The organism is Cryobacterium psychrophilum (assembly GCF_004365915.1).
Classification (GTDB): domain Bacteria; phylum Actinomycetota; class Actinomycetes; order Actinomycetales; family Microbacteriaceae; genus Cryobacterium; species Cryobacterium psychrophilum.
In genome coordinates, this window is record NZ_SODI01000001.1 from 42,549 (window position 1) to 61,357 (window position 18,809).

General features: G+C 63.4%; 17 protein-coding genes. 6 read left to right on the forward strand and 11 right to left on the reverse strand.

What is annotated here, in order from left to right:
• The first annotated feature begins 538 nt into the window (after window positions 1-538).
• Both EDD25_RS00225 and EDD25_RS00230 read left to right on the forward strand, forming a co-directional pair.
• On the forward strand, window positions 539-1,303 hold the full coding sequence (locus tag EDD25_RS00225; protein WP_134171492.1) for a mycothiol-dependent nitroreductase Rv2466c family protein: 765 nt from the start codon (window positions 539-541) through the stop codon (window positions 1,301-1,303).
• Window positions 1,296-1,796, forward strand: a complete 501-nt coding sequence (locus EDD25_RS00230) for an SRPBCC family protein (RefSeq protein ID WP_134171493.1) — start codon at window positions 1,296-1,298, stop codon at window positions 1,794-1,796. Before EDD25_RS00225 ends, EDD25_RS00230 begins: the two co-directional genes overlap by 8 nt.
• A gap of 169 nt (window positions 1,797-1,965) precedes the next feature.
• On the opposite strand, the gene EDD25_RS00235 is transcribed toward EDD25_RS00230, so the two are convergent.
• Window positions 1,966-2,592 (reverse strand): 3-hydroxyacyl-CoA dehydrogenase NAD-binding domain-containing protein, encoded by a 627-nt coding sequence (locus EDD25_RS00235; protein WP_134171494.1) that lies wholly within the window; start codon window positions 2,590-2,592, stop codon window positions 1,966-1,968.
• Between the two features lie 16 nt (window positions 2,593-2,608).
• The gene (locus tag EDD25_RS00240) at window positions 2,609-3,289 is read right to left on the reverse strand and encodes a TetR/AcrR family transcriptional regulator (RefSeq protein ID WP_134171495.1); all 681 of its coding nucleotides are present in this window, start codon (window positions 3,287-3,289) and stop codon (window positions 2,609-2,611) included.
• Window positions 3,290-3,355: 66 nt separating this feature from the next.
• On the opposite strand from EDD25_RS00240, the gene EDD25_RS17825 reads away from it, so the two are divergent.
• Window positions 3,356-5,749 (forward strand): alpha/beta fold hydrolase, encoded by a 2,394-nt coding sequence (locus tag EDD25_RS17825; protein ID WP_166671149.1) that lies wholly within the window; start codon window positions 3,356-3,358, stop codon window positions 5,747-5,749.
• A 63-nt stretch (window positions 5,750-5,812) separates the two neighbouring features.
• Here the strand turns inward: EDD25_RS17825 and EDD25_RS00250 are convergent, their stop codons facing one another.
• The 9 genes from EDD25_RS00250 to EDD25_RS17835 all read right to left on the reverse strand — a co-directional run bounded on the left by EDD25_RS00250 (window position 5,813) and on the right by EDD25_RS17835 (window position 14,237).
• A complete protein-coding gene (locus EDD25_RS00250) occupies window positions 5,813-6,196 on the reverse strand; it encodes an alpha/beta hydrolase fold domain-containing protein (RefSeq protein ID WP_134171496.1) in 384 nt (127 codons plus the stop codon).
• 56 nt (window positions 6,197-6,252) lie between these two features.
• Window positions 6,253-6,825 carry a hypothetical protein gene (locus EDD25_RS00255; protein ID WP_134171497.1) on the reverse strand — a complete coding sequence of 191 codons (573 nt, stop codon included), beginning with the start codon at window positions 6,823-6,825 and terminating at the stop codon, window positions 6,253-6,255.
• Between the two features lie 483 nt (window positions 6,826-7,308).
• Entirely contained in the window at window positions 7,309-7,854 is a 546-nt protein-coding gene (locus tag EDD25_RS00260; RefSeq protein ID WP_134174988.1) for a DUF421 domain-containing protein, read from the reverse strand.
• Between the two features lie 100 nt (window positions 7,855-7,954).
• Window positions 7,955-8,743 (reverse strand): class I SAM-dependent methyltransferase, encoded by a 789-nt coding sequence (locus EDD25_RS00265; protein WP_134171498.1) that lies wholly within the window; start codon window positions 8,741-8,743, stop codon window positions 7,955-7,957.
• Between the two features lie 3 nt (window positions 8,744-8,746).
• A complete protein-coding gene (locus EDD25_RS00270) occupies window positions 8,747-10,207 on the reverse strand; it encodes a putative bifunctional diguanylate cyclase/phosphodiesterase (RefSeq protein ID WP_134171499.1) in 1,461 nt (486 codons plus the stop codon).
• Between the two features lie 59 nt (window positions 10,208-10,266).
• The gene (locus EDD25_RS00275; RefSeq protein ID WP_422386815.1) at window positions 10,267-10,647 is read right to left on the reverse strand and encodes a DUF7793 family protein; all 381 of its coding nucleotides are present in this window, start codon (window positions 10,645-10,647) and stop codon (window positions 10,267-10,269) included.
• Window positions 10,648-10,769: 122 nt separating this feature from the next.
• Window positions 10,770-12,401, reverse strand: coding sequence for a GMC family oxidoreductase (locus EDD25_RS00280; protein ID WP_134171500.1), 1,632 nt, complete (start codon window positions 12,399-12,401; stop codon window positions 10,770-10,772).
• A gap of 198 nt (window positions 12,402-12,599) precedes the next feature.
• Entirely contained in the window at window positions 12,600-13,100 is a 501-nt protein-coding gene (locus EDD25_RS17830; RefSeq protein WP_241986627.1) for a hypothetical protein, read from the reverse strand.
• A gap of 111 nt (window positions 13,101-13,211) precedes the next feature.
• Complete coding sequence (locus EDD25_RS17835; RefSeq protein WP_241986629.1) at window positions 13,212-14,237, reverse strand: aldehyde dehydrogenase family protein; 1,026 nt, start codon at window positions 14,235-14,237, stop codon at window positions 13,212-13,214.
• A 265-nt stretch (window positions 14,238-14,502) separates the two neighbouring features.
• Here EDD25_RS17835 and EDD25_RS00295 point away from each other — a divergent pair, with 265 nt between their 5' ends.
• The 3 genes from EDD25_RS00295 to EDD25_RS00305 all read left to right on the forward strand — a co-directional run bounded on the left by EDD25_RS00295 (window position 14,503) and on the right by EDD25_RS00305 (window position 18,485).
• Window positions 14,503-15,699, forward strand: a complete 1,197-nt coding sequence (locus EDD25_RS00295) for a PucR family transcriptional regulator (protein ID WP_166671150.1) — start codon at window positions 14,503-14,505, stop codon at window positions 15,697-15,699.
• 405 nt (window positions 15,700-16,104) lie between these two features.
• Window positions 16,105-16,752, forward strand: a complete 648-nt coding sequence (locus tag EDD25_RS00300) for a phosphoribosyltransferase (protein WP_134171502.1) — start codon at window positions 16,105-16,107, stop codon at window positions 16,750-16,752.
• A 35-nt stretch (window positions 16,753-16,787) separates the two neighbouring features.
• Window positions 16,788-18,485, forward strand: coding sequence for a bifunctional 3'-5' exonuclease/DNA polymerase (locus EDD25_RS00305; RefSeq protein ID WP_134171503.1), 1,698 nt, complete (start codon window positions 16,788-16,790; stop codon window positions 18,483-18,485).
• The last annotated feature ends 324 nt before the right edge of the window (window positions 18,486-18,809 follow it).

Genomic DNA, 18,809 nt, shown 5'->3' on the forward strand with positions numbered 1-18,809 from the left:
TGGCCACGTAAAGCCTGAGCTTGCGGCTGCCTTGCACCTGGCCCTGTCTTCGCGCGGTGTTTCTGGCCTGACGTGCTGGACGGGGGCTGGCGGGAAAGATGCCGTGATGACTGCACTTGAAGGTGCGACGGCGGAGACGAAAACTGAACCCAATCGTGACGCGGCGCAAACCGTCGGTCCTGGGTTCAAGTCCCGGCCGCCCGACTCGAAAACTCTTCCTGATCAGGATGTTCTATTCTCAATAATGGGTCGGGATGTGATGATCCGCCATTAGGGCTTGGGCTCAAAGCCCGTTTACCGGCACTGAAACATAGTTTGATCAGGGAATCTTATCTTCGCAAGATGAGGGAGATTGTGCTGCACTCACCGTTTATTGCGAGCCGGGCGTCTGCTGCGGTTGCCCCACTGAACCGCTGCGGCCGACACGAATGACAGGGGAGATTTTGCACTTCCACGGCGTTGGGCCCCGGTAGTCGGGGTACTTCGCGAGGCTCTCGAAGGCCACGTCGTAGTTGACGATGTCGTCTAGGGTGGTCGAATGGACGCCGACATCAACTTCTACTTCGACCCGGTCTGTCCCTTCGCCTGGATGACCAGCAAATGGGTGCGGCAGGTGCAGGCGCAACGCGATTACACCGTGGACTGGCGGTTCATCTCGTTGCGTCTGGTCAACGCCGAGGTCGACTACGACGCCCATTTTCCGCCCGAGTACGAGGCCGGACACACCGCCGGGCTCCGGCTCCTGCGGGTGGCGGCCCGGGCACGCGCGGAGCATGGCCGCGAGTCGATGGCTCAGCTGTACGCGGCGTTCGGGGCGCATATCTTCGATGCTGCCCCAGACCCGGGCAACAACAGCACCGAGAGCAACCTGCGTGAGCGCCGCGGAACGCGTGAGTTCGTGGAGCCGATCCTCGCCGAGGCTGGCCTGCCACTCGCGCTGGCGGAGGCTCTCGACGACGAGTCCTGGGACCTTGAGATCCAGCAGGAGACGGACGAGGCGCTTGCGCTGACGGGTAAGGACGTGGGCACACCCATTATCCACTTCGAGCCACCGGCCGGTGTGGCCTTCTTCGGGCCGGTGATCAGTCGGCTGCCAAGCGCAGACTTGGCCGTCGAACTGTGGGACCACGTGGTCGGGCTGGCACGCTTCCCTGGTTTCGCCGAGCTCAAGCGAAGCCTGCGCGAGCAGCCACAGCTCGCCGCGTTCGGATTCGACGCCGATACTGTCGGTCAGCAGGAGGACTGGCATGGCGGCAGCCGGCGGCAGAAAAATGACCGGTCTGTGAGCCAGAACGATGAGTGAGACGAGCATCCGCCGTCACCAGGAATCTGTGAGGGTTGAGACGTCAGCCGAAACGCTCTACGACATGGTCTCGGACATCACCCGCACCGGCGAGTGGAGCCCAGTATGTAAGTCGTGCTGGTGGGATGACGAAGCCAGTGCCGGTCAGGTCGGGGCCTGGTTCACCGGGCGCAATGAGCTCCCGCATCGAACCTGGGAGACCCGGTCGCAGGTGGAGGCGGCTGAGCGCGGTCGCGAGTTCGCCTGGGTGGTGGGTGGCAGCTTCGTCCGTTGGGGCTTCACCCTCACCCCAGCGGGCACGGGGACGATCCTCAGCGAGTTCTGGGAATTCCTGCCGGGCGGTATCGCCATGTTCGAGGAGAAGTTCGGTGACCAGGCAGACCTTCAGATCACTGACCGCACCGAGCAGGCGTTCGACGGCATCCCGAAAACGCTCGCCGCGATCAAGCGGATCGCCGAGTCCATCGCTGCCGGTGAGGAGGCCCGGGCCTGACCGGCTTGCTCGGGGCGCCCGGCTGCCGCTGCAGAGCCCGCAGGGGAGGGACCGAGGTGCCTCCCGCTTTCAATCACATGCTGGCACAGTGCGTAACAAGAGCGGCCAGTTGTTAGTGCCGGGCTGCTTGTAATCGGCGGGAATCTGCCGTCCGCTGCGGCAGGTGTCGTCAGTAGTACACCGGCCAGCTGGATGCTGAGCGTTCAAGTGAGTTGAGCACGTAGCCGGCCTTTTCTTTCTTCAACTCGATGGGGACGAGACCGCTGCCCTCTGCGAACTTCACCACCGCCGCGTAGACTTCCGGATCGGTGTCGACGGTTCCCATGATTTCGGCTGTGTTGTGGCGCCACACGTGGTTGGCGTAGTGGAGTGCCAGGAATCGGTCGGGCCGCCCGGTGAAATCCTTGATGTCGCTCGGCAGGAGAGTGGACGAGTTTGTCGCGAAAATTGCTTTGGCGGGAGCCAGGTTCGCCAGCTTCGTATAGATGTCACGCTTGATGTCGAGAGACTCGGGTGCCGCCTCAATCACGAGGTCGGCATCGGCAACTGCGTCGCCAAGGTCCGAGGTGAGTGTCAGGTGCGCGAGTGCGGCGGTTTCTTTTTCGGGTGTCGCAGCGATAATTTCGTCCGACTGGCAGACCGTGGCGAGACCCGCGAATCGTTCCCTGGCCTTCTCAACGATCTCGTCGCTGATGTCGTAGGCAGTGACGTCGTAGCCGAAATAGGCCGCCTGGAACGCGATCTGGGAACCCAGGACGCCGGTGCCGAGTACGGTCACCTTGGTGATTGCTGGCATGTTCTTGTCTCTTGCGTTAATTGTCGATGACGGCTGTGGAGTATGCGCGCGGCAGCTCCGCCGTTGACGTTGTTGCCTCGGGGGGCGCCCCGTAGATACTGAGCGTCCAAATGCTCGCGAGCACGTCGACCACGGACGACGGGCTGATCGCCGGTTGCTCCCCGGCGGAGGATGCTGACAGGACACGTTCGTTCATGAGATTGAGCGCGACCGCCAGGTCACGCGCAGGTATTCCGTCGGGTGCTGCTCCCCGTTTTCGCTCAGAGGTAATGGCTCTAGCTGAGTAGTCAACCCACGACTCCATAGCAGCGGCCCACAAGGCCTGGATCTCGGGGCTATGAAGCCGCGCCGCCATCGCCGTCGCGGCGACTGCTTCGTGTTTCGTGAACACGTCCACGAAGACGCTGATGGAGCTTCTCCACGGGTCGCCCGCCGCGGAGGCCGGTTCAGCCGGCAGCGTTGAGAGGGCCTGCTCGACTTCGTCGATGACGCGGGTCAGGAGCGCGATCACCACTTCCTGTTTCGAAGAGAAATAGGAGTAGAAGCTGGGTCGCGAAATTCCGGCCCCGCGGGCAAGGTCCTCGATGGAGATATCGCCGAGGGAACGATGCGCCAGAAGGGATTCAGCCGTAGCGAGGATAGCGTCCTGGCGCTCGTCTCCTGAAGGGCGAGCGCTCCCGCGTTCACGTCTTGCCATGTCTCTATCCTATGCGATTTCGACAGGGTGTTGTATGTGTCGACACGGTGTTGATAGAGTCCGGTCATGCACAAACACGTAGACGTGTTGATCGTCGGGGCTGGCCTCAGCGGCATCGGCGCTGCAGCACACGTGAAGAGAGACACCCCCGGGAAGACCTTCGTGGTCCTTGAGTCGCGTCCCTCGATCGGTGGAACGTGGGATTTGTTCCGGTATCCGGGGGTTCGATCGGACTCGGACATGTTCACCCTCGGGTATTCCTTCCGCCCGTGGACGGATGCGAAAGCAATCGCTCCCGGGGCATCGATTCGGGACTATATTCAGGCGACGATCGAGGACGAACAGCTGGGCGAGCACATCCGCCTCCAGCACCGCGTGATTGCGGCATCCTGGTGCAGCGAGTCCGCCCTGTGGACGGTCATCGCCGCGCGCACGAGTCCGGATGAATTTCGCCCCGGTCAACCGGTCGACGAGCAGGTCGTCTTCACCTGCTCCTTCCTGGTCGTCTGTTCCGGGTACTACCGCTACGACGAGGGCTTCACTCCGGTGTTCCCTGGCGCCGAGAGTTTCTCGGGCGAGCTGGTGCATCCGCAGCAGTGGCCGGCCGACCTGGACTATGAAGGAAAGCACGTCGTCGTCGTGGGAAGCGGCGCTACGGCCATCACCCTCGTGCCGTCCATGGCGGCGGAGGCCGCTCATGTGACGATGCTTCAGCGGTCGCCGACGTACATTGCGTCGATCACGTCAGAAGACCGAATGGCGGACATTCTTCGCAAATATCTTCCGGCCCAGCTGGCCTACGGCCTGACTCGGGCCAAGAACATCGGCTATTCGATTTTTACCTATCAGCTGAGTCGCCGACGTCCGGAGAAAATGAAGTCGATCCTGCGGAATGCCGCGATCCGCATGTTGCCCGAGGGCTTCGACGTCGACACGCACCTGTCGCCGAGCTACAACCCGTGGGATGAACGACTGTGCATGACGCCGGATGCTGATCTCTACCAGGCGATCAGGCGCGGCACGGCCGACATCGTCACGGACCGCATCGACCGGATCACCCCGACGGGAATCGAGCTTGCCTCCGGCAGGACCCTCGATGCCGACATTATTGTCAGCGCCACGGGACTCAACGTCCTGGCCATCGGTGGAATGACACTCACGGTAGACGGGGCACCCATCACCCTGGCGGACACCCTCACCTATAAGGGTATGATGCTCGACGGTGTGCCGAACTTCGCTATGACGATCGGCTACACGAACGCATCCTGGACGCTGAAAGCCGACCTCGTGGCACGCTATATCGGTCGCACGCTCAAATACATGGACCGCCACCACCTCGACACCGTCACTCCCCAGGCCGCGGAATCTGTCAAGACAGGCAACCTGGTCTCACTGATTGACTTGCAGTCCGGGTATGTCTTGAGAAGCGTCAACGCCCTGCCGCGGCAGGGCGAGAAGACTCCGTGGCGGCTGCACCAGAACTACCTGCGGGACTTTCGACTGCTTCGGCTCGGGCGGGTGACGGATGATGTGAGGTTTGGTCGCCGGGGCGCGGTTGCTGCGGCCGCGAGGATTCCTCTCGATCTGCCGGGTACCGGAGTGATCGACATCGACGGCGCCCGCGTTCGTTACCGCATTACCGGGCAGGGCAGTCCCATTCTGCTGCTGCACGGGATCGGGCAGAGCCTGGAAGACTGGAACGAGCAACACGACCGTCTTTCCAACGCCCACACTGTCTACAGCGTCGACCTGCCCGGTTTCGCATACTCCGATCGGTTACCGGGCCGGGCATCCCTGGCTGGGCTCGCGGGCATGCTGCCGGCATTTCTCGACCGATTCGGACTCACCGAGCCCCTGCCCGTGATCGGGAATTCCCTCGGGGGTGCCGTCGCCATGACCTTCGCTGCGGCGCACCCCGAACGGCTTTCCTCGCTTGTTCTCGTGGACAGCGCAGGATTCGGAAAAGAGGTGACGATAGCTCTGCGGCTCCTCGCGATCAGACCGGTCGGCATTGTGCTGATGCGCCCGAGCCGGAAGAATTCCATCCGAACGATCGACGGCATCTTTTACGACAAGAAGCACGTCACCACAGACCGGATCGACCACAAGTTGGCCCTGACGAACCGTCCGGCTCATCGGTCTACGCTGCTGGACCTCGCTCAGGAACTCGGCACCTTCCGAGGCATCCGGCAGCCCTGGCGTACCCGGCTGCTCGCCGAGGTCGCGAGCCTCCCCATTCCGGTGCTGATCATGTGGGGCGACCACGATCACGTGCTTCCATTCACGCACCTGGATGCAGCGACGCGAGCGCTTCCGCACGCCCAGACCCACACGTTCCTCAACGCGGGCCATATGCCCCAGATCGAGCACGCCGACGAATTCGCCGAGGTGCTTCGCGGCTTTATCGCTCAGCAGGAACTCGCCCCGAGCTGCACGACCACAGGCGGGGTCGCATCATGAAGAATTACGAATTCGCGCCTGGCACATCGATCGTCGCCGGTGCCGCAAGTGGCATCGTCGAGGTTAGGCGCCGAGCTCGTCGTGAAGCCAGGCGTGAGCTCGCGCCTTGTAGTCGGTCGCGAGATGGGTTTTTGCGGCGAGCGATTCGAAGGCGTGCGGAGCGCCGGGAACGATGTCGAGCGTTGTCTTGACACCGGCCTCCGTCAGGGCCTGCGAGTATGCTCGGCTTTCGTTGAAGAAGAGTTCGATGTCGCCCACTCCGATCCAGGTTGGCGGTAGCCCGCTCAGGTCTGTTCGCCGTGCGGCCGCAGCGTATTCGGGCAGTTCGGCCGCGCCGGGCTCGTGGCCGAGGTAGGACTTCCACCCGGCGAGGTTTGACCTGTTATCCCAGAGCCGGTTCTTGACAACGTCGAGTTCACGTCGGGCAGCGGTTCGGTCATCGAGCACAGGGGTGAGGGCCTGCGACGGTCAGTACGCAGGCGCTCACCCCTGTATTGGTCTCGTCAGCGTCGGCCGTGACCTCCGTCACGGGTGGGGATGATGTGGGCATCCATTGCCTTCTGCACGGCGTCCGACTCGGTCTGGGTCAGGGTGCCGTGGGTGACGGCCTCGTCAAGGTTGGCCTTGCTCTCGGCGGCCCCTTCGGCCTCCTTCTCGGTCTGGACGTCGGTCAGGGCGGTGGTCACCGTGGCTTCGTCGATGTTCAACTCGGCGGCCAGTGCCTGGGCAAGCTTGGTCTGGCGGGCATCCTGGGCGACCTCTCTGTCGGCCTGGGTGGCATCCGGGGAGAGGCGGGTGGCGGATTCGGTTTGATCACGCACTGCGGTCAGGGCTTCGGAGACGGTGGACTCGGGTAGTCCCAGCGTGGTGGCCAGTGCTGCGGCGTCGATTCCTTTGCCGCCGCGGCCGTGGCCGTCGTGGCGGCCGGTGGGGTCGGTGGTGTCGCCAGGCATTGCAGATGCGCTGGCACTGGCCGTAGGGGTGGGGGTTTCAGCCTGGGCGGTCTGGGCCAGGCCCAGACCGAGACCCGAGACCAACGCCACGCCCGCTGCTCCGGCGATCAGTTTCCTCTTCATGGTGGTTCCTTCCGTCTTGTCCGGAATCTCCGGTGTATGACATGAAGCCTGCGGACCGCGCCTATCAGGACACTATGGTGAGGCTGAGAGTGAAGGGTGAGGAACCGTCTCTCGACGGGAGATGTGTTGTGATGACGACATTTGATGCTGTGATGAAGAAGACGAAAACTAGCCCACCCGAGAGGCGGTGGCCGCGAAGAAAAGGGTGCACCTGGCCAAGGAGCAGAGTCTGGCCCCGGACCGCCGGGTGGACACCGGGCCGCCACATGGAGACGTGATGCACGCACGTCTATTCACCGTCTATTCCGCAGTATTCGGCTTGGATGGGTGTACAAAACGAAGGTGCACGACCCGGTTTGATTGACCCCGATAACGCTGGCAAGTTGGTAGCCCACCTGGCTCAGCTGGACGACACGTCAGGCGGATCAGTTGCCTCGCCAACGAGGGAGCACGTGCCAGGTGCATCGCCAATGTCGAGACGAGTCAGTCGTCAATGAAGGTGGGTGGAACAAGCTCGCCTCCGATGACATCAGCCAGCAGCCTCGGGTCGATTGTCTCGCCGCGACGCAGCACGCTGATCTGCCCCGTTGGCTCAAGGATCACGCAGGCCACTTCTGCAAGCGATCGGATGCCGGCCAGTCGGAGCTGGGAATACACCTCACTATCAATGATGTGCGCTCGGGCGAGGTTGTCGTCGAGCAGACGCGACCCGGCCATCAGTAGTACGGCGGGACTGCTGACCACCCGTGCCACCTTGGCGCTGCGCCGAAGTTGACCGGTGGCCACCTGCAGGCTCAGGAGCGTCGCAAGCCCCAGCAGCCCGGCAAAAAGGGTGGGGGTGTCGCCGAGGATAGCGCGGCCAATGACCGCTCCGAGCGCGATGATCGCTGCGAGATCGAAACTCGACAGGGTGGCCAGGGTTCGTTGGCCGAGGAAACGCACGAGCAACAGCACCGCGACGTAGAAGAAGATCGACGATGCCACCACTCTCGCCGCATCGACCCAGTCGAGTCCGAATTCCGTCCACATATGCACTCCCCATCCTGCCCGCGCGCCCGAAGGCGTTCAGGCATGCGTACAGCTCCCATTATTGTCGCCGGTGCCGACGCTGGCTCAGAGACGCTGACGGTTACGCGCCGGCCAGAACAGCGAAATATCCCGGAACCTGCTGCGATAGACCGAGGCGGCCCATCGAGACCACTTCGATATTTACCGGCCCGTCCGTGACCAGCTGCCAGTCCGCATCCGGAAATGTGCTGTTTCGTTCCTGAGCTCCAAAACGCCCGGGGCGGGGCAGGTTTTCCAGAGCACTCTGCAACTGCGGGGGCATGCTTCGCCGGGTGGCACCCAGCTGCTGCAGATAGGCGAGGCTGTTCCCGGGAAAGTTGGTTTCGGTGAGGAACACCCGGCCGCTGCTCCTGATGACGGTTCGTAGGTTGGCAGCCATGCTGGCCTGCTTGTTGGGTTTCAGAACGTGGAATACTCCGCGGACAAAAATGTTGGCCGGCCCCATCCGCTCCAACAGACGCTCTCCGGCACCTGCTTCCGCAGCATCCAGAACCATGAAATCGGTGTTCTGAAGGCCTTCAGCTTCTCTCTTCGCCAACTCGACCGCTCCGCTGGAAACGTCGAGGCCAAGCACGCTCGGAAAAAGTCCAGCAAGCCAGCGGGTGTACGTTCCGTTGCCACACCCGACATCAATCACCGGAAGAGTCGGATCAAAGTGGGCTACGACGGCGTCGGCGTACTGCTCAGACTCGGTCCGGGAACCAGAATCCCACAGCACGTCTCCCGAATGACCCGTGGTGTGGATTCCGCGCCAGTACCCTTCCCACCCGGCTGCCGGGTCCTTCGGTGCGCGGGAAGCGAGGCGTACTACTGATGGAACAAGCAGCATGCGTTCCCAAAGCTTTGACATGTCCTAATCGTACTGACACTGCGCGAGATGCCGGGGATTCGTTCCGGTACCTTCCACAATCGCTTTCAGTCCCGCAGAGGAAATCAGCTGAAGAATGGCCGCAACGAATTTCTGCTGTTGCGGGTCCGAACCGATGTCAAGAATGAGGGAATGGTCGACCTGCACCGTGTCTGTGGGAAGTGCCCGTAGATAGCTGATGGGCGAATAGCCGGTACCGAAGTCATCAATTTGCAGCCCCACGCCCAGGTCGCGCAGCCCGCCCAGAACCTGTTCTTCCGCCGTTCCCCTGGACATCAACACGGTCTCGGTGATCTCCAAAACCAAACGCCACGGAGCCACCTGATGCCTGTCCAGCGTATCCCGGACATCTTGTAGCAGATCGCTGCGAAGCAGTTCGGCGGCGGAAAGATTGATGTGAAAACGAAACTCGGTCAGGTCAGGTGCGGTTTCGTTCCATCGCCTTATTTGGGCGACTCCTTCATGCAGCACCCACCGTCCCAGCTCCAGGATCAGGCCGGTTTCCTCGGCGATGCGGATGAAGCTGTCCGGCATAATAATTCCGCGTACGGGATGCTGCCAGCGAAGAAGCGCTTCGATGCCTATGGCCCTGCCCGAGGCCAATTCGACCACCGGCTGGTAGTGCAGTGCCAGTTGGCCTCCGGCAATAGCCGTGCGCAGTTCGGCGGTGATACGTGAGCGCTCCCGAATGGCGACGAGCATATCGGGGTGGAAGAGTTGCACGTTGTTGCGACCCTGCGCCTTCGCCTGATCCATGGCGATGTCAGCATCGCGCATCAGCGCCTCTGCCGGATACCCCGGCGTGCCGATGCACACCCCGATGCTGGCCATCGCCCAGACCGTTTCGGTTCCGACACGCACGCTGCCCTGCAGCTGTTCCGATACCCGGTGCGCAATCTGCAGGATCTCCTCTTCCGTGGCCTCGGCGATGACGACGGCAAATTCATCCCCGCCCAGTCGGGCCACGGTGTCAGCGGCCCGGACGGCGGACCGGATACGCTTGGCAACCTCGACCAGTACAACGTCACCGGCACCATGGCCCAGAGTGTCATTGATGGGCTTGAAAGAATCCAGATCCAGCACCAGCACGGCAGGGGCTCTTCCGCTGTTCGCACTGGCCAGGATTGCCTCCTCGATGCGTTCATGGAGCAGAGTCCTATTTGCAAGGCCGGTTAGGTCATCCGTCTTGGCCATCTGTTCCAGCTCAGCCTGCGTTCGACGCAACATGGCGGTGCGGTCGGCAACCCGCTGTTCCAGATCCGAGCAAATATACTCAAGTTCCTCCGCGAGCAGGTTGACGCCTGTGATGACAGCATCGATGTCATCTCGACGTTCCGACGGTGTCATGCGTGTGTTCAGCTCGCCGGCAGCCAACCGGACAATACCCTCTACCAACTGCTGCAGGCGTGGGTCCTTAACGTCATTTTCCGAACTCACATCATCCACCGGTGCAATACACAGCGTGATGTCCGGCCCATATCGAGGCCGGCAGCGTTGCTCGTCACTCAGGCACCGGCGCCAAGCCAGTCAATGGCCTCGCTGCGCGATGTGAAAAAACGAGTTGGACAAGGCGGCACGTGTACACCGAGAAAAAATTTCGCCAGGACCCGGTCTACGGGAGATTTGCCCAACAGTGCAATGCGTGAGGCGCTGCAGGGAATGGGCCACACGGCCCTGGCTTCGCGGCTGACCGAACCAACTGCTGCCATATCCACGAGCATGGCATGCTGTTCCTGCTGGCAGACCTCGTTGACTTGCGCCATGGCGGCGCGGGCGTCCTCGACCTGAATGTGCACCCCGAGCCGCCAACGCAGAAGAAGAAGCCCACCATCGCTCAGTCCAATACTGAGCTTTGCCGCGTCCGCAGCGACAGGATCCACCAGCACGTGTCCTCCCCCTGAGCACGCCGCCAAACCATTCAGCCGCTGCTCAAAGATACTCGTGTTGATCGGCTTCTCAAACTCTCAGCCGGCAAGGTGTCACGGCGAATCGGGATGCTGGTGGCCGGTCAGCTGGCCGCCACCTTTTCACGCAATCCGGCCCGTGCGGCCGCGATGATAAGATCGGCGGCTTTCTCGCCGATCACGATGGCGGGAGCGTTAGTGTGCCCTCGGATGATCTGCGGCATGACCGACGCATCCGCGACGCGGAGCCCCTGCACCCCGCGCACACGGAGTTCACCATCGACCGGCGCGGACGCATCCGACCCCATTCGTACCGTGCTCGTCGGGTGATACAGCGTGTGCGACAGGGAGTTGAGTGCAGCCGCTGCGCGCGCCGTCGAGTCAAGTTGCTCGCCCTTCATCGGGCGCAGGTGCTTCCCGTTCGAGACCGCCTTCATCGCCGGTCTCATCAGGATCCGCTCGGCGATAGCCAGCCCACGCATCATCACCGCGCGGTCCTCTCCGCCGGGATCCGAGAGGTAGCGCGGATCGATGATCGGCTTGTCCAACGGATTGGCCGATGCCAGGGTGACGGTGCCGGTGCTCTTCGGCTGGATCAAGATCGGGCCGAGGCTGATGCCGTGCCTGGGGATGCCAGCGAGACCCTCATCGACATACGCTGCGGGCGCGAAGATGATCTCCAGGTCGGGCAACGACACGTCGTCGCTGGATCGCACAAAGCCGTAAGCCTCCGCGACGTTGGACGTCAGCATGCCGCGTCGACGTAGGAGGTAAGTGCCCACCTCTCCGAGTGCCGTCGCCGTGAGCAGGGTGCCGCCCGGGGTCTCGACGGCGAAGAACGAGACGAGGTGATCCCGCAGGTTTGCACCGACCTCGGGGGAGTCGACGAGCACCGGGATGCCGACCGCCGTCAATTGGGCCGGGTCGCCGATTCCGGAGAGCATAAGGAGCTGAGGCGTGTTCACGGCACCGCCGCAGAGAATGACCTCGCGGCGAGCGGCGACCCGATGCAGTTCGCCGGCCACCGAGTACTCCACGCCGACGGCGCGGGTCCCTTCGAAAAGCACGCGTGTCGCCTCCGTTCCGGTGCGGACGACGAGATTTTTGCGTGCCTTGACCGGCGTCAGGTAGCCGTCGACCGTGCTGTGACGTGAGCCCTTCTTCTGGCTGAGCATCGTTTGGCTGAACCCCTCGGGCTGCCGGGAGTTCGGCGGCACGACGGCGTATCCGGCTTCGGTGACAGCGTGGAGGAATGTCCCGGTGAGGTCCCGCGGACTCCGCTGGTGTTCGACGCTGATCGCGCCGTCGTTGCCGTGCTCGGGATCGATTGCGCTTTGTACCCGCTCCACCCGTTTGAAGATGGGCAGCAGGGATTCATACGACCAGCCGGGGCCGGCGAGGTCGGCCCAGCGATCGTAGTCGGCCGCGAACCCGCGCACCCACATCATCGCGTTAAGCGAAGACGAACCGCCGAGAACCTTCCCGCGGGGCCCGTAGACGGTACGACCGCGCAGGCCCGGCTGTGGGGTGGTCTCGTAGTTCCAATCGAGATCGGTCTTGAAGAGCCCCGAGAACGCAGCGGGGATGTGCACGTTTGGGTTCTTGTCGTTCCCGCCGGCCTCAAGCAGCACGACCGAATTCGACGGATCCGCGCTGAGGCGGTTGGCCAGCGCAGCACCGGCCGAGCCTGCGCCGACCACTACGTAGTCGAACGAACCATCCTCGCGGGCGGTCATGAGTGCGCTGCCGGAACTCGCAGATCTTTGCGCATGAGTTTGCCGGGGGATGACTGTGGAACTGTCTCGATCATTTTGACCTGTCTCACCTTTTTATGGGGGGCCACACGTTCAGCGATGACGTCGGCTCCGCTCAGTTCAGCTGAGGGCTGCAGTACGACGAATGCGTGGGGGACGTCTTCTCCTTCCGCGTCGCGGTTACGCCCGGAAAGCGGAAATGAAGATCCCGGGCATCTTCGCCCACGAAGGCTTGGCCGCGAATGCCGCCAGCAGAGCGCCCGCCTTCTGCGCACTCCGCGCAGTGACGAACCACGGAGGCTTCGGGAAGAGCGCAAACTCGCCGTGCGCGAACGACCGCGGGAACGGACGGAACGGACCGGTGACCACCGTGCGCTCCGCCGAGTCGATCAGGAGCGCGTTATGCACCACGCCGATCCCTGACTGTACGTTGTCGATGGTATGACCAGGGAACGCTCCCCAGAACGCCGTCGCGGTAAGAAAGCCGAGGCCAGTCCAGGAGTTGATGGCGATCGTCCCGTATTCCAGCCTCGCCATGGCGTTGCGGAACCCCGCTCCGAGTTTCTTAATGACGGACGGCTCGGCGATCACGTTGGCGCCGAGCGTTCCGAGGAAGTTCCGGTTGACGGTCGCCACGGACGTGTCGAGGAATCCCTGACCGGATCCCGGCAGCTCAATCACGCCGAGCACCGGCGAGAAGGTCTCGGTCTTCTGGATGTCGGTGGCATCCTCGTCGGCCTTGATGTCGACCAGCAGCCGAGTGCCCGCCGCGAACCTCTGCGCATTCGGATATCACGCCGCGGCGTCGGAGATCCGGCCGTCGCTGCCGGGGTACCGCGCCTTGCGAGCGGGTGTGCGCTCGAGTGCCGACCCCAGCTCGGCGAGGAACTCGGCCTTCTGAGGCCAGTCGGCGCTGAGCACCACGATCTGACCGGCGATGCAGTTGTAACCACCGTTGTGAAGTCGCATCGTGGCGACGTGCTCCGCCTGGTAGCGGAGGTCGCGCTTCGTCCATCTGCTGGGCAGAATGATGATCGGTGCCACACCGCCGAGCTCGCTGGTGATGGGCTTCTTGAGAAGCGGCGTTCCCGCCGTCTTGCGCGTGACGACGTCGGCTGCGGGCCCCCACACGACCACGTCGTGGGTCGTCGAACTGCCCGTGATGTGGACGTGGTCGACCAGCGCGTGGTGCGCAAGATAACTGCCTTCGGCGGCCCCTCCCTGAACGATGCGAAGCATTTTCGCGGCGACCAGCGGCTCGAGCGCCGCCAGGTACACGCTCATCATCCCGGCCATGCTCGGGTTGAGCTTGAGGATTACGGCACGATTGTTTGCCACGATTTCGTACAGTACGTCGAGCGGCGGGATCGACGTGATGTTGCCGGCGCCGAGCACGAGGCCGACTCCGCCGGACGTCGTGGGGTTCAGCTCGCCGAGCCCGGCGTTCCTGACGGCTTCGGCTGCTGTGACCCCGGGTTTGAGCCACACCTCGGCGCGGAAGCCATGCAGAAGCACGGCCTCGTGTGCGGTGTGCGGACGGACCGGGATCGTCACCCGATTACGGGGAGCAGTCCCCATCTTGATGCCGGCAAGCGGCGACGTGCCCGCGGCTAACTTGGCGACAGAGTGGGCCAGGGTGCCGACTCCGGCGAGCGCGGCATACGGCCCGGAGATCCATTCCTCACCGACCAGCTGTGTGCGCCATCCAAACCTTTGATGTCGCGGGCCCGTGTCACCCAGCGCTGCGCCTGCGCTGCCATGGCGGAGTGGGTCGCGGCGAGCAACGTAGCGCGCTGTGCGAGCGGCATCGCCGCCCACTGTGCGGCACTCTCGACGAGTTCGGCAAGAGCCGCGTCCAACGCACCCCGCGTGGCACCTGATACCGACGAGGCGTGCGGTGACGCGGTGGACACGTTGACGGCCTGAGGGGATTGATCTGCGATAGATCATGGATCTCCTTTGATCTTGTGTGCAATTATCGACCGCTTCGCCCTCGCCTCCGATGGGTGGTTGTCCCAACATAGGCCCCCGGCATTGTGTGGCTGCACAACCATTCGATGGGCAAGGAGGCTACAGTTCCTGCATGCACACCTCGAACATCGCCATTCCTAACGGAATCGACGCGGATGCGCGGGCGCTTTTCGCGGAGATGCTCGATTCCGTCCCTGCCCTCGCCGCCCGCGTCGTGGACCAGGTTCTCCACGGGGAACATTCGTACGCGGAAAGCACTCTCGAGCTGGCCGTTCTCGAGTCCGTGGTGATCGAAAACATCGAAGCACTTCTTCTCGGACTGTCCGGAAACAATCAATCGCTGGAGGCGCCGCGTCGGGCCGGGCGCGTCAAGGCGGCATCCAACATCCCGATGGCCGGACTCCTTCACGCCTATCGCCTTGCCGGTTTGCTGCTGTGGGACGAGATGATGTCCAGATCTCTCGCCTCCTCTCCGCGCTCCGAAGCCCTCCTCCGCGTCTCCTCCTCGGTGTGGGGGATCATCGACGAGTATTCCCACGCGGCGGCCGAAGCGTATCGCGTGGTCATTGATGACCTCGACCGGAAGGACCAGCAAGCAAAAAACGTGAAGTTGCTGAGTCTGCTTGAGGGTGACACCGTGACGAGTGAAATCCCGCGCATGCTGCGCGCGCTCGGCCTGCCCGAGCACGCTACCTATCTTGTCGTGGTGGCGGAGCTGAGCGGAACGGGCGACGACCCGATGCCGGGGGTCGCGTCCCGACTTCGCGCGGCTGGCATCTACTCGGCGTGGGCGACCTGGAAAGGGGAATTTGTCGGCCTCCTCGCGTGCCTGCTCGATACGGAAACGGCGAGCGCGATTCACGTTGTTGCCGAACTTGCAGCATCACGAATCGGTGTCAGCCGAAGCTTTCCCAGTCTGAGCGTTGCCCGCGACGCGGTTACGCAAGCGCGGCTCTCCATGCAGTGCATCCCGAACGGGAGCGTGGGGGCCCATCGCTACGGGGCGGCACCTCTTGACCTGCTGATCGTCAGCGACCCGGCGTCTACGGCGGAGGTCCACGCAACCGTTCTCGGCCCATTGAGCGCGATCGATCATCGAGATTCAGGGTTGCTGCTCGACACCCTCGAAGCCTGGTTCGCCGCTAACGGGTCCACCAGCGAGGCAGCGCAACTGATTCACTGTCATCGCAATACGGTGCTGCATCGACTGGCAAAACTCTCCGAGCTCACCGGGCGATCGGTCACGCGACCGTTGGATGCCGCAGAACTCTACGTCGCGCTGCGTGCCGCCCGCCTCGCCCGAGGCTGACGGTTAGTCCAGCCGCCTGCTCGTGGCGGTCGTGGTATTGACGCCGGTGCCAAGCCTGGTGACCGGTGTCGCCCATTCGTTGTTTGGAGCTGGCTCGCCGGCACGGCACCCAAAAGGGTGAAATCATGACTCTGGATCTGTTGCCGTGCTCGACGACCCTCATGGTCGACGTTTATTCCTTGAGTTCGCTCGCTCAACGTGAGACAGGGAGACCACGGATGCTGATGAGCTTCGGCAGGGAGGTACATGGGGTTCCAGACCACGGCTGAGCGGGCAGCGCCACCGGCGGCCCGTGCCGGCAGCACGCGGGTCCGGGTTCACCTGACTTTGGTCGTCGCCCATTGGCGGCGGGCGCGGTAGACGCTACATTGTGATCACGTCCCTCGGTATCGAAAGGCGGCAGTGGTGATCTTCCGGAATCGAAGTGAGGCAGGTCGGCTGCTTGCCGAACGCGTGGCGGAGCTTGAGCTGTTTGATCCGATCGTTTATGCGCTGCCGCGCGGCGGCGTTCCCGTGGCTGTCGAAGTGGCGCGAACGCTCGCGGCCCCCCTCGACCTGCTGATCGTACGCAAGATCGGAGCCCCCGGTTTTCCCGAAGTGGCGCTCGGTGCCGTCGTCGGAGGCGTGACCCCTCAACTCGTTCTCAACGACGACATTTACGCCGCCACCGGTCGTGATGCCGCGAACCTCGAACGAGCGCGCCGGAGTGAGCTTGACGAAGTCGCGCGTCGTCGTCGTCGATATCTGGGGGACCGACCCGTACAAGACCCCGCGGGCCGGGTTACCATCGTCGTCGATGACGGAATCGCCACCGGAGCCACTGCCAGGGTTGCGTTGGCGGCGCTACGAGCGCAGGGAGCGGCGACGATCGTTCTGGCGGTACCCGTTGCACCCGCGAGTTCCGTGGAGGATCTCAAGTCCGAGGCGGACATAGTCGTCGTGCTCCACGCGCCGGAGGAGTTCTGGGCGATCGGTCAGTTCTACCGCGACTTCCATCAACTGAGCGACGAGGAGACGATCAGCTATCTGCGAGCTGCGTGGGACTCGGAGTGAACCAATCAGGGCCCGAACAACGGCAGAATTGATATGTGTATGAAGTGGTCAGTCAATCCGGCGGTGGTGGCTTTGTCGTCGCTACCTGTGACCGGTCGGGTCATCAATCCCAGCCGTCCAGGTCGTTGTCGACGGCCGAGTTTCTCGAATATGTCGCACGCGTGGAACCGGCAGGACCACGATGGGTTTGGGCCGACACATCTGCCCTGTATCCGCTGCTCCTGGAGCACGGAATCCGGGTACGGCGCTGCCATGACCTGCGCCTGTGTCACGTCATTCTGCGCAATTCCACACTGACGCTCGACAGCGACCTGGCCCGCCAGGCACCGAACCGATGGGACAGCGCGCACCGGCGTGACGCCGACCATAGAGCCCCTGGAGCGACGGCAACCCTATTTGACCTCGACGAGACGGGGTCTGCAGGCGTTTCGATTCAGAATGATGACGTTGGCGAATTCGTCAGCCAGCTGACCGCCATGGCCGGGTCGTGTGACCCCGCTCGCCTTCGGCTGCTCCTCGCCGCCGAGTCCGTGGGCGCCCTGATCGCCGCGGAAATGACCCGAGCAGGGCTGCCATGGCGAACGGAAGTCCACGATCGACTACTGACCGCCGAGCTTGGACCCCGGGTCGCCTACGGCGTGCGTCCGGAACGACTCGAAGAGCTGGCCGTCGCGATCCGCACCCATCTCGAGGATCCGCACCTCAACCCCGACTCGCCGAGCGATCTGCTCAGGGCGCTCCAGCGCGGGGGACTCGCCGTCACCTCGACCAGGGCCTGGACGCTGCAGGAACTGGATCACCCCGTGATCGAGCCGCTCCTGCGCTACAAGAAGCTCTACCGACTCCTGAGCGCCAATGGCTGGTCGTGGATGGACACCTGGATCGTGAACGGGCGATTCCACCCGGAGTATGTTCCCGGCGGCGTCGTCACCGGGCGATGGGCGGCACGTGGCGGCGGTGCCCTCCAGCTCCCCAAACAGATTCGTGGTGCTGTCGTCGCGGACGAGGGCTGGACCTTCGTCGTGGCTGATGCCGCCCAACTGGAACCGAGGATTCTCGCGGCGCTCTCCGGTGACCTCGTGATGGCGGGAGCGGGCAGGGGCACGGACCTCTACGCCGGCATTGTTGCCAACGGAGTTGTCGACACCCGCGCCCACGCGAAGGTCGCCATGCTCGGTGCCATGTACGGGGCGACGACGGGAGAGAGCGGACGACTGCTCCCGCGACTGGCCAGGGCGTATCCGCGCGCGATCGGCCTCACCGAGTCCGCAGCTCGCGCAGGGGAACGCGGGGAGGTTGTCACGACCCGATTGGGTCGGTCATCACCGACGCCCGGGCAGCCGTGGCATGACGCCCAGGCCCAGGCGTATGATCCGGGGGCGACGAGTTCCGATGAGAAGCGGGCACGAAGCCAGGCGCGGGACTGGGGACGCTTTACGCGCAATTTTATCGTGCAGGGAAGCGCGGCAGAGTGGGCGCTCTGCTGGATGGCTGAGGTACGCAAGCAACTCTGGTTGCTCTGCGAAACCGACGCAGGGTTCGATACCGCGCCGCACCTGGTGTTCTTCCTCCACGACGAGATCATTGTGCACACGCCAATTGCTCTCTCAGCCCGGGTCGCCATCGTGGTCAACGAGGCGGCAGCGACCGCGGGACGACTGCTCTTTGGTGACTTTCCCGTTGACTTCATGTTGACTGTAGCGACGGTCGATACCTACGCCGAGGCCAAATAGCGCTCGAATTCTTTCGACGGATCGAAGCCGGCCGAGGGTCTTGGCGCAAAAAAACTCACTCCGTTGACTTCGCAAGGGCAGACCGTGTGCATTTAGTGACAGTTCGCGGCGATGGCACGAAACTTCTACGCGCCGCACAACGCCCTCGTGGACCTTCATACGGGGTGATTCCCAGGCCGGAAGCCGCGGGAACTGGCTCACGCTGGTGCGATCAGTCCCCGCGGTCGGCCCCGCTGCCGAGGCGGGGTTCACCCCGGCCTCGGCCTTGTGGTTTCTCACGTCGGTGGGGCATAATTCACCTAACGGCAGCAGTGTCGTGAATTC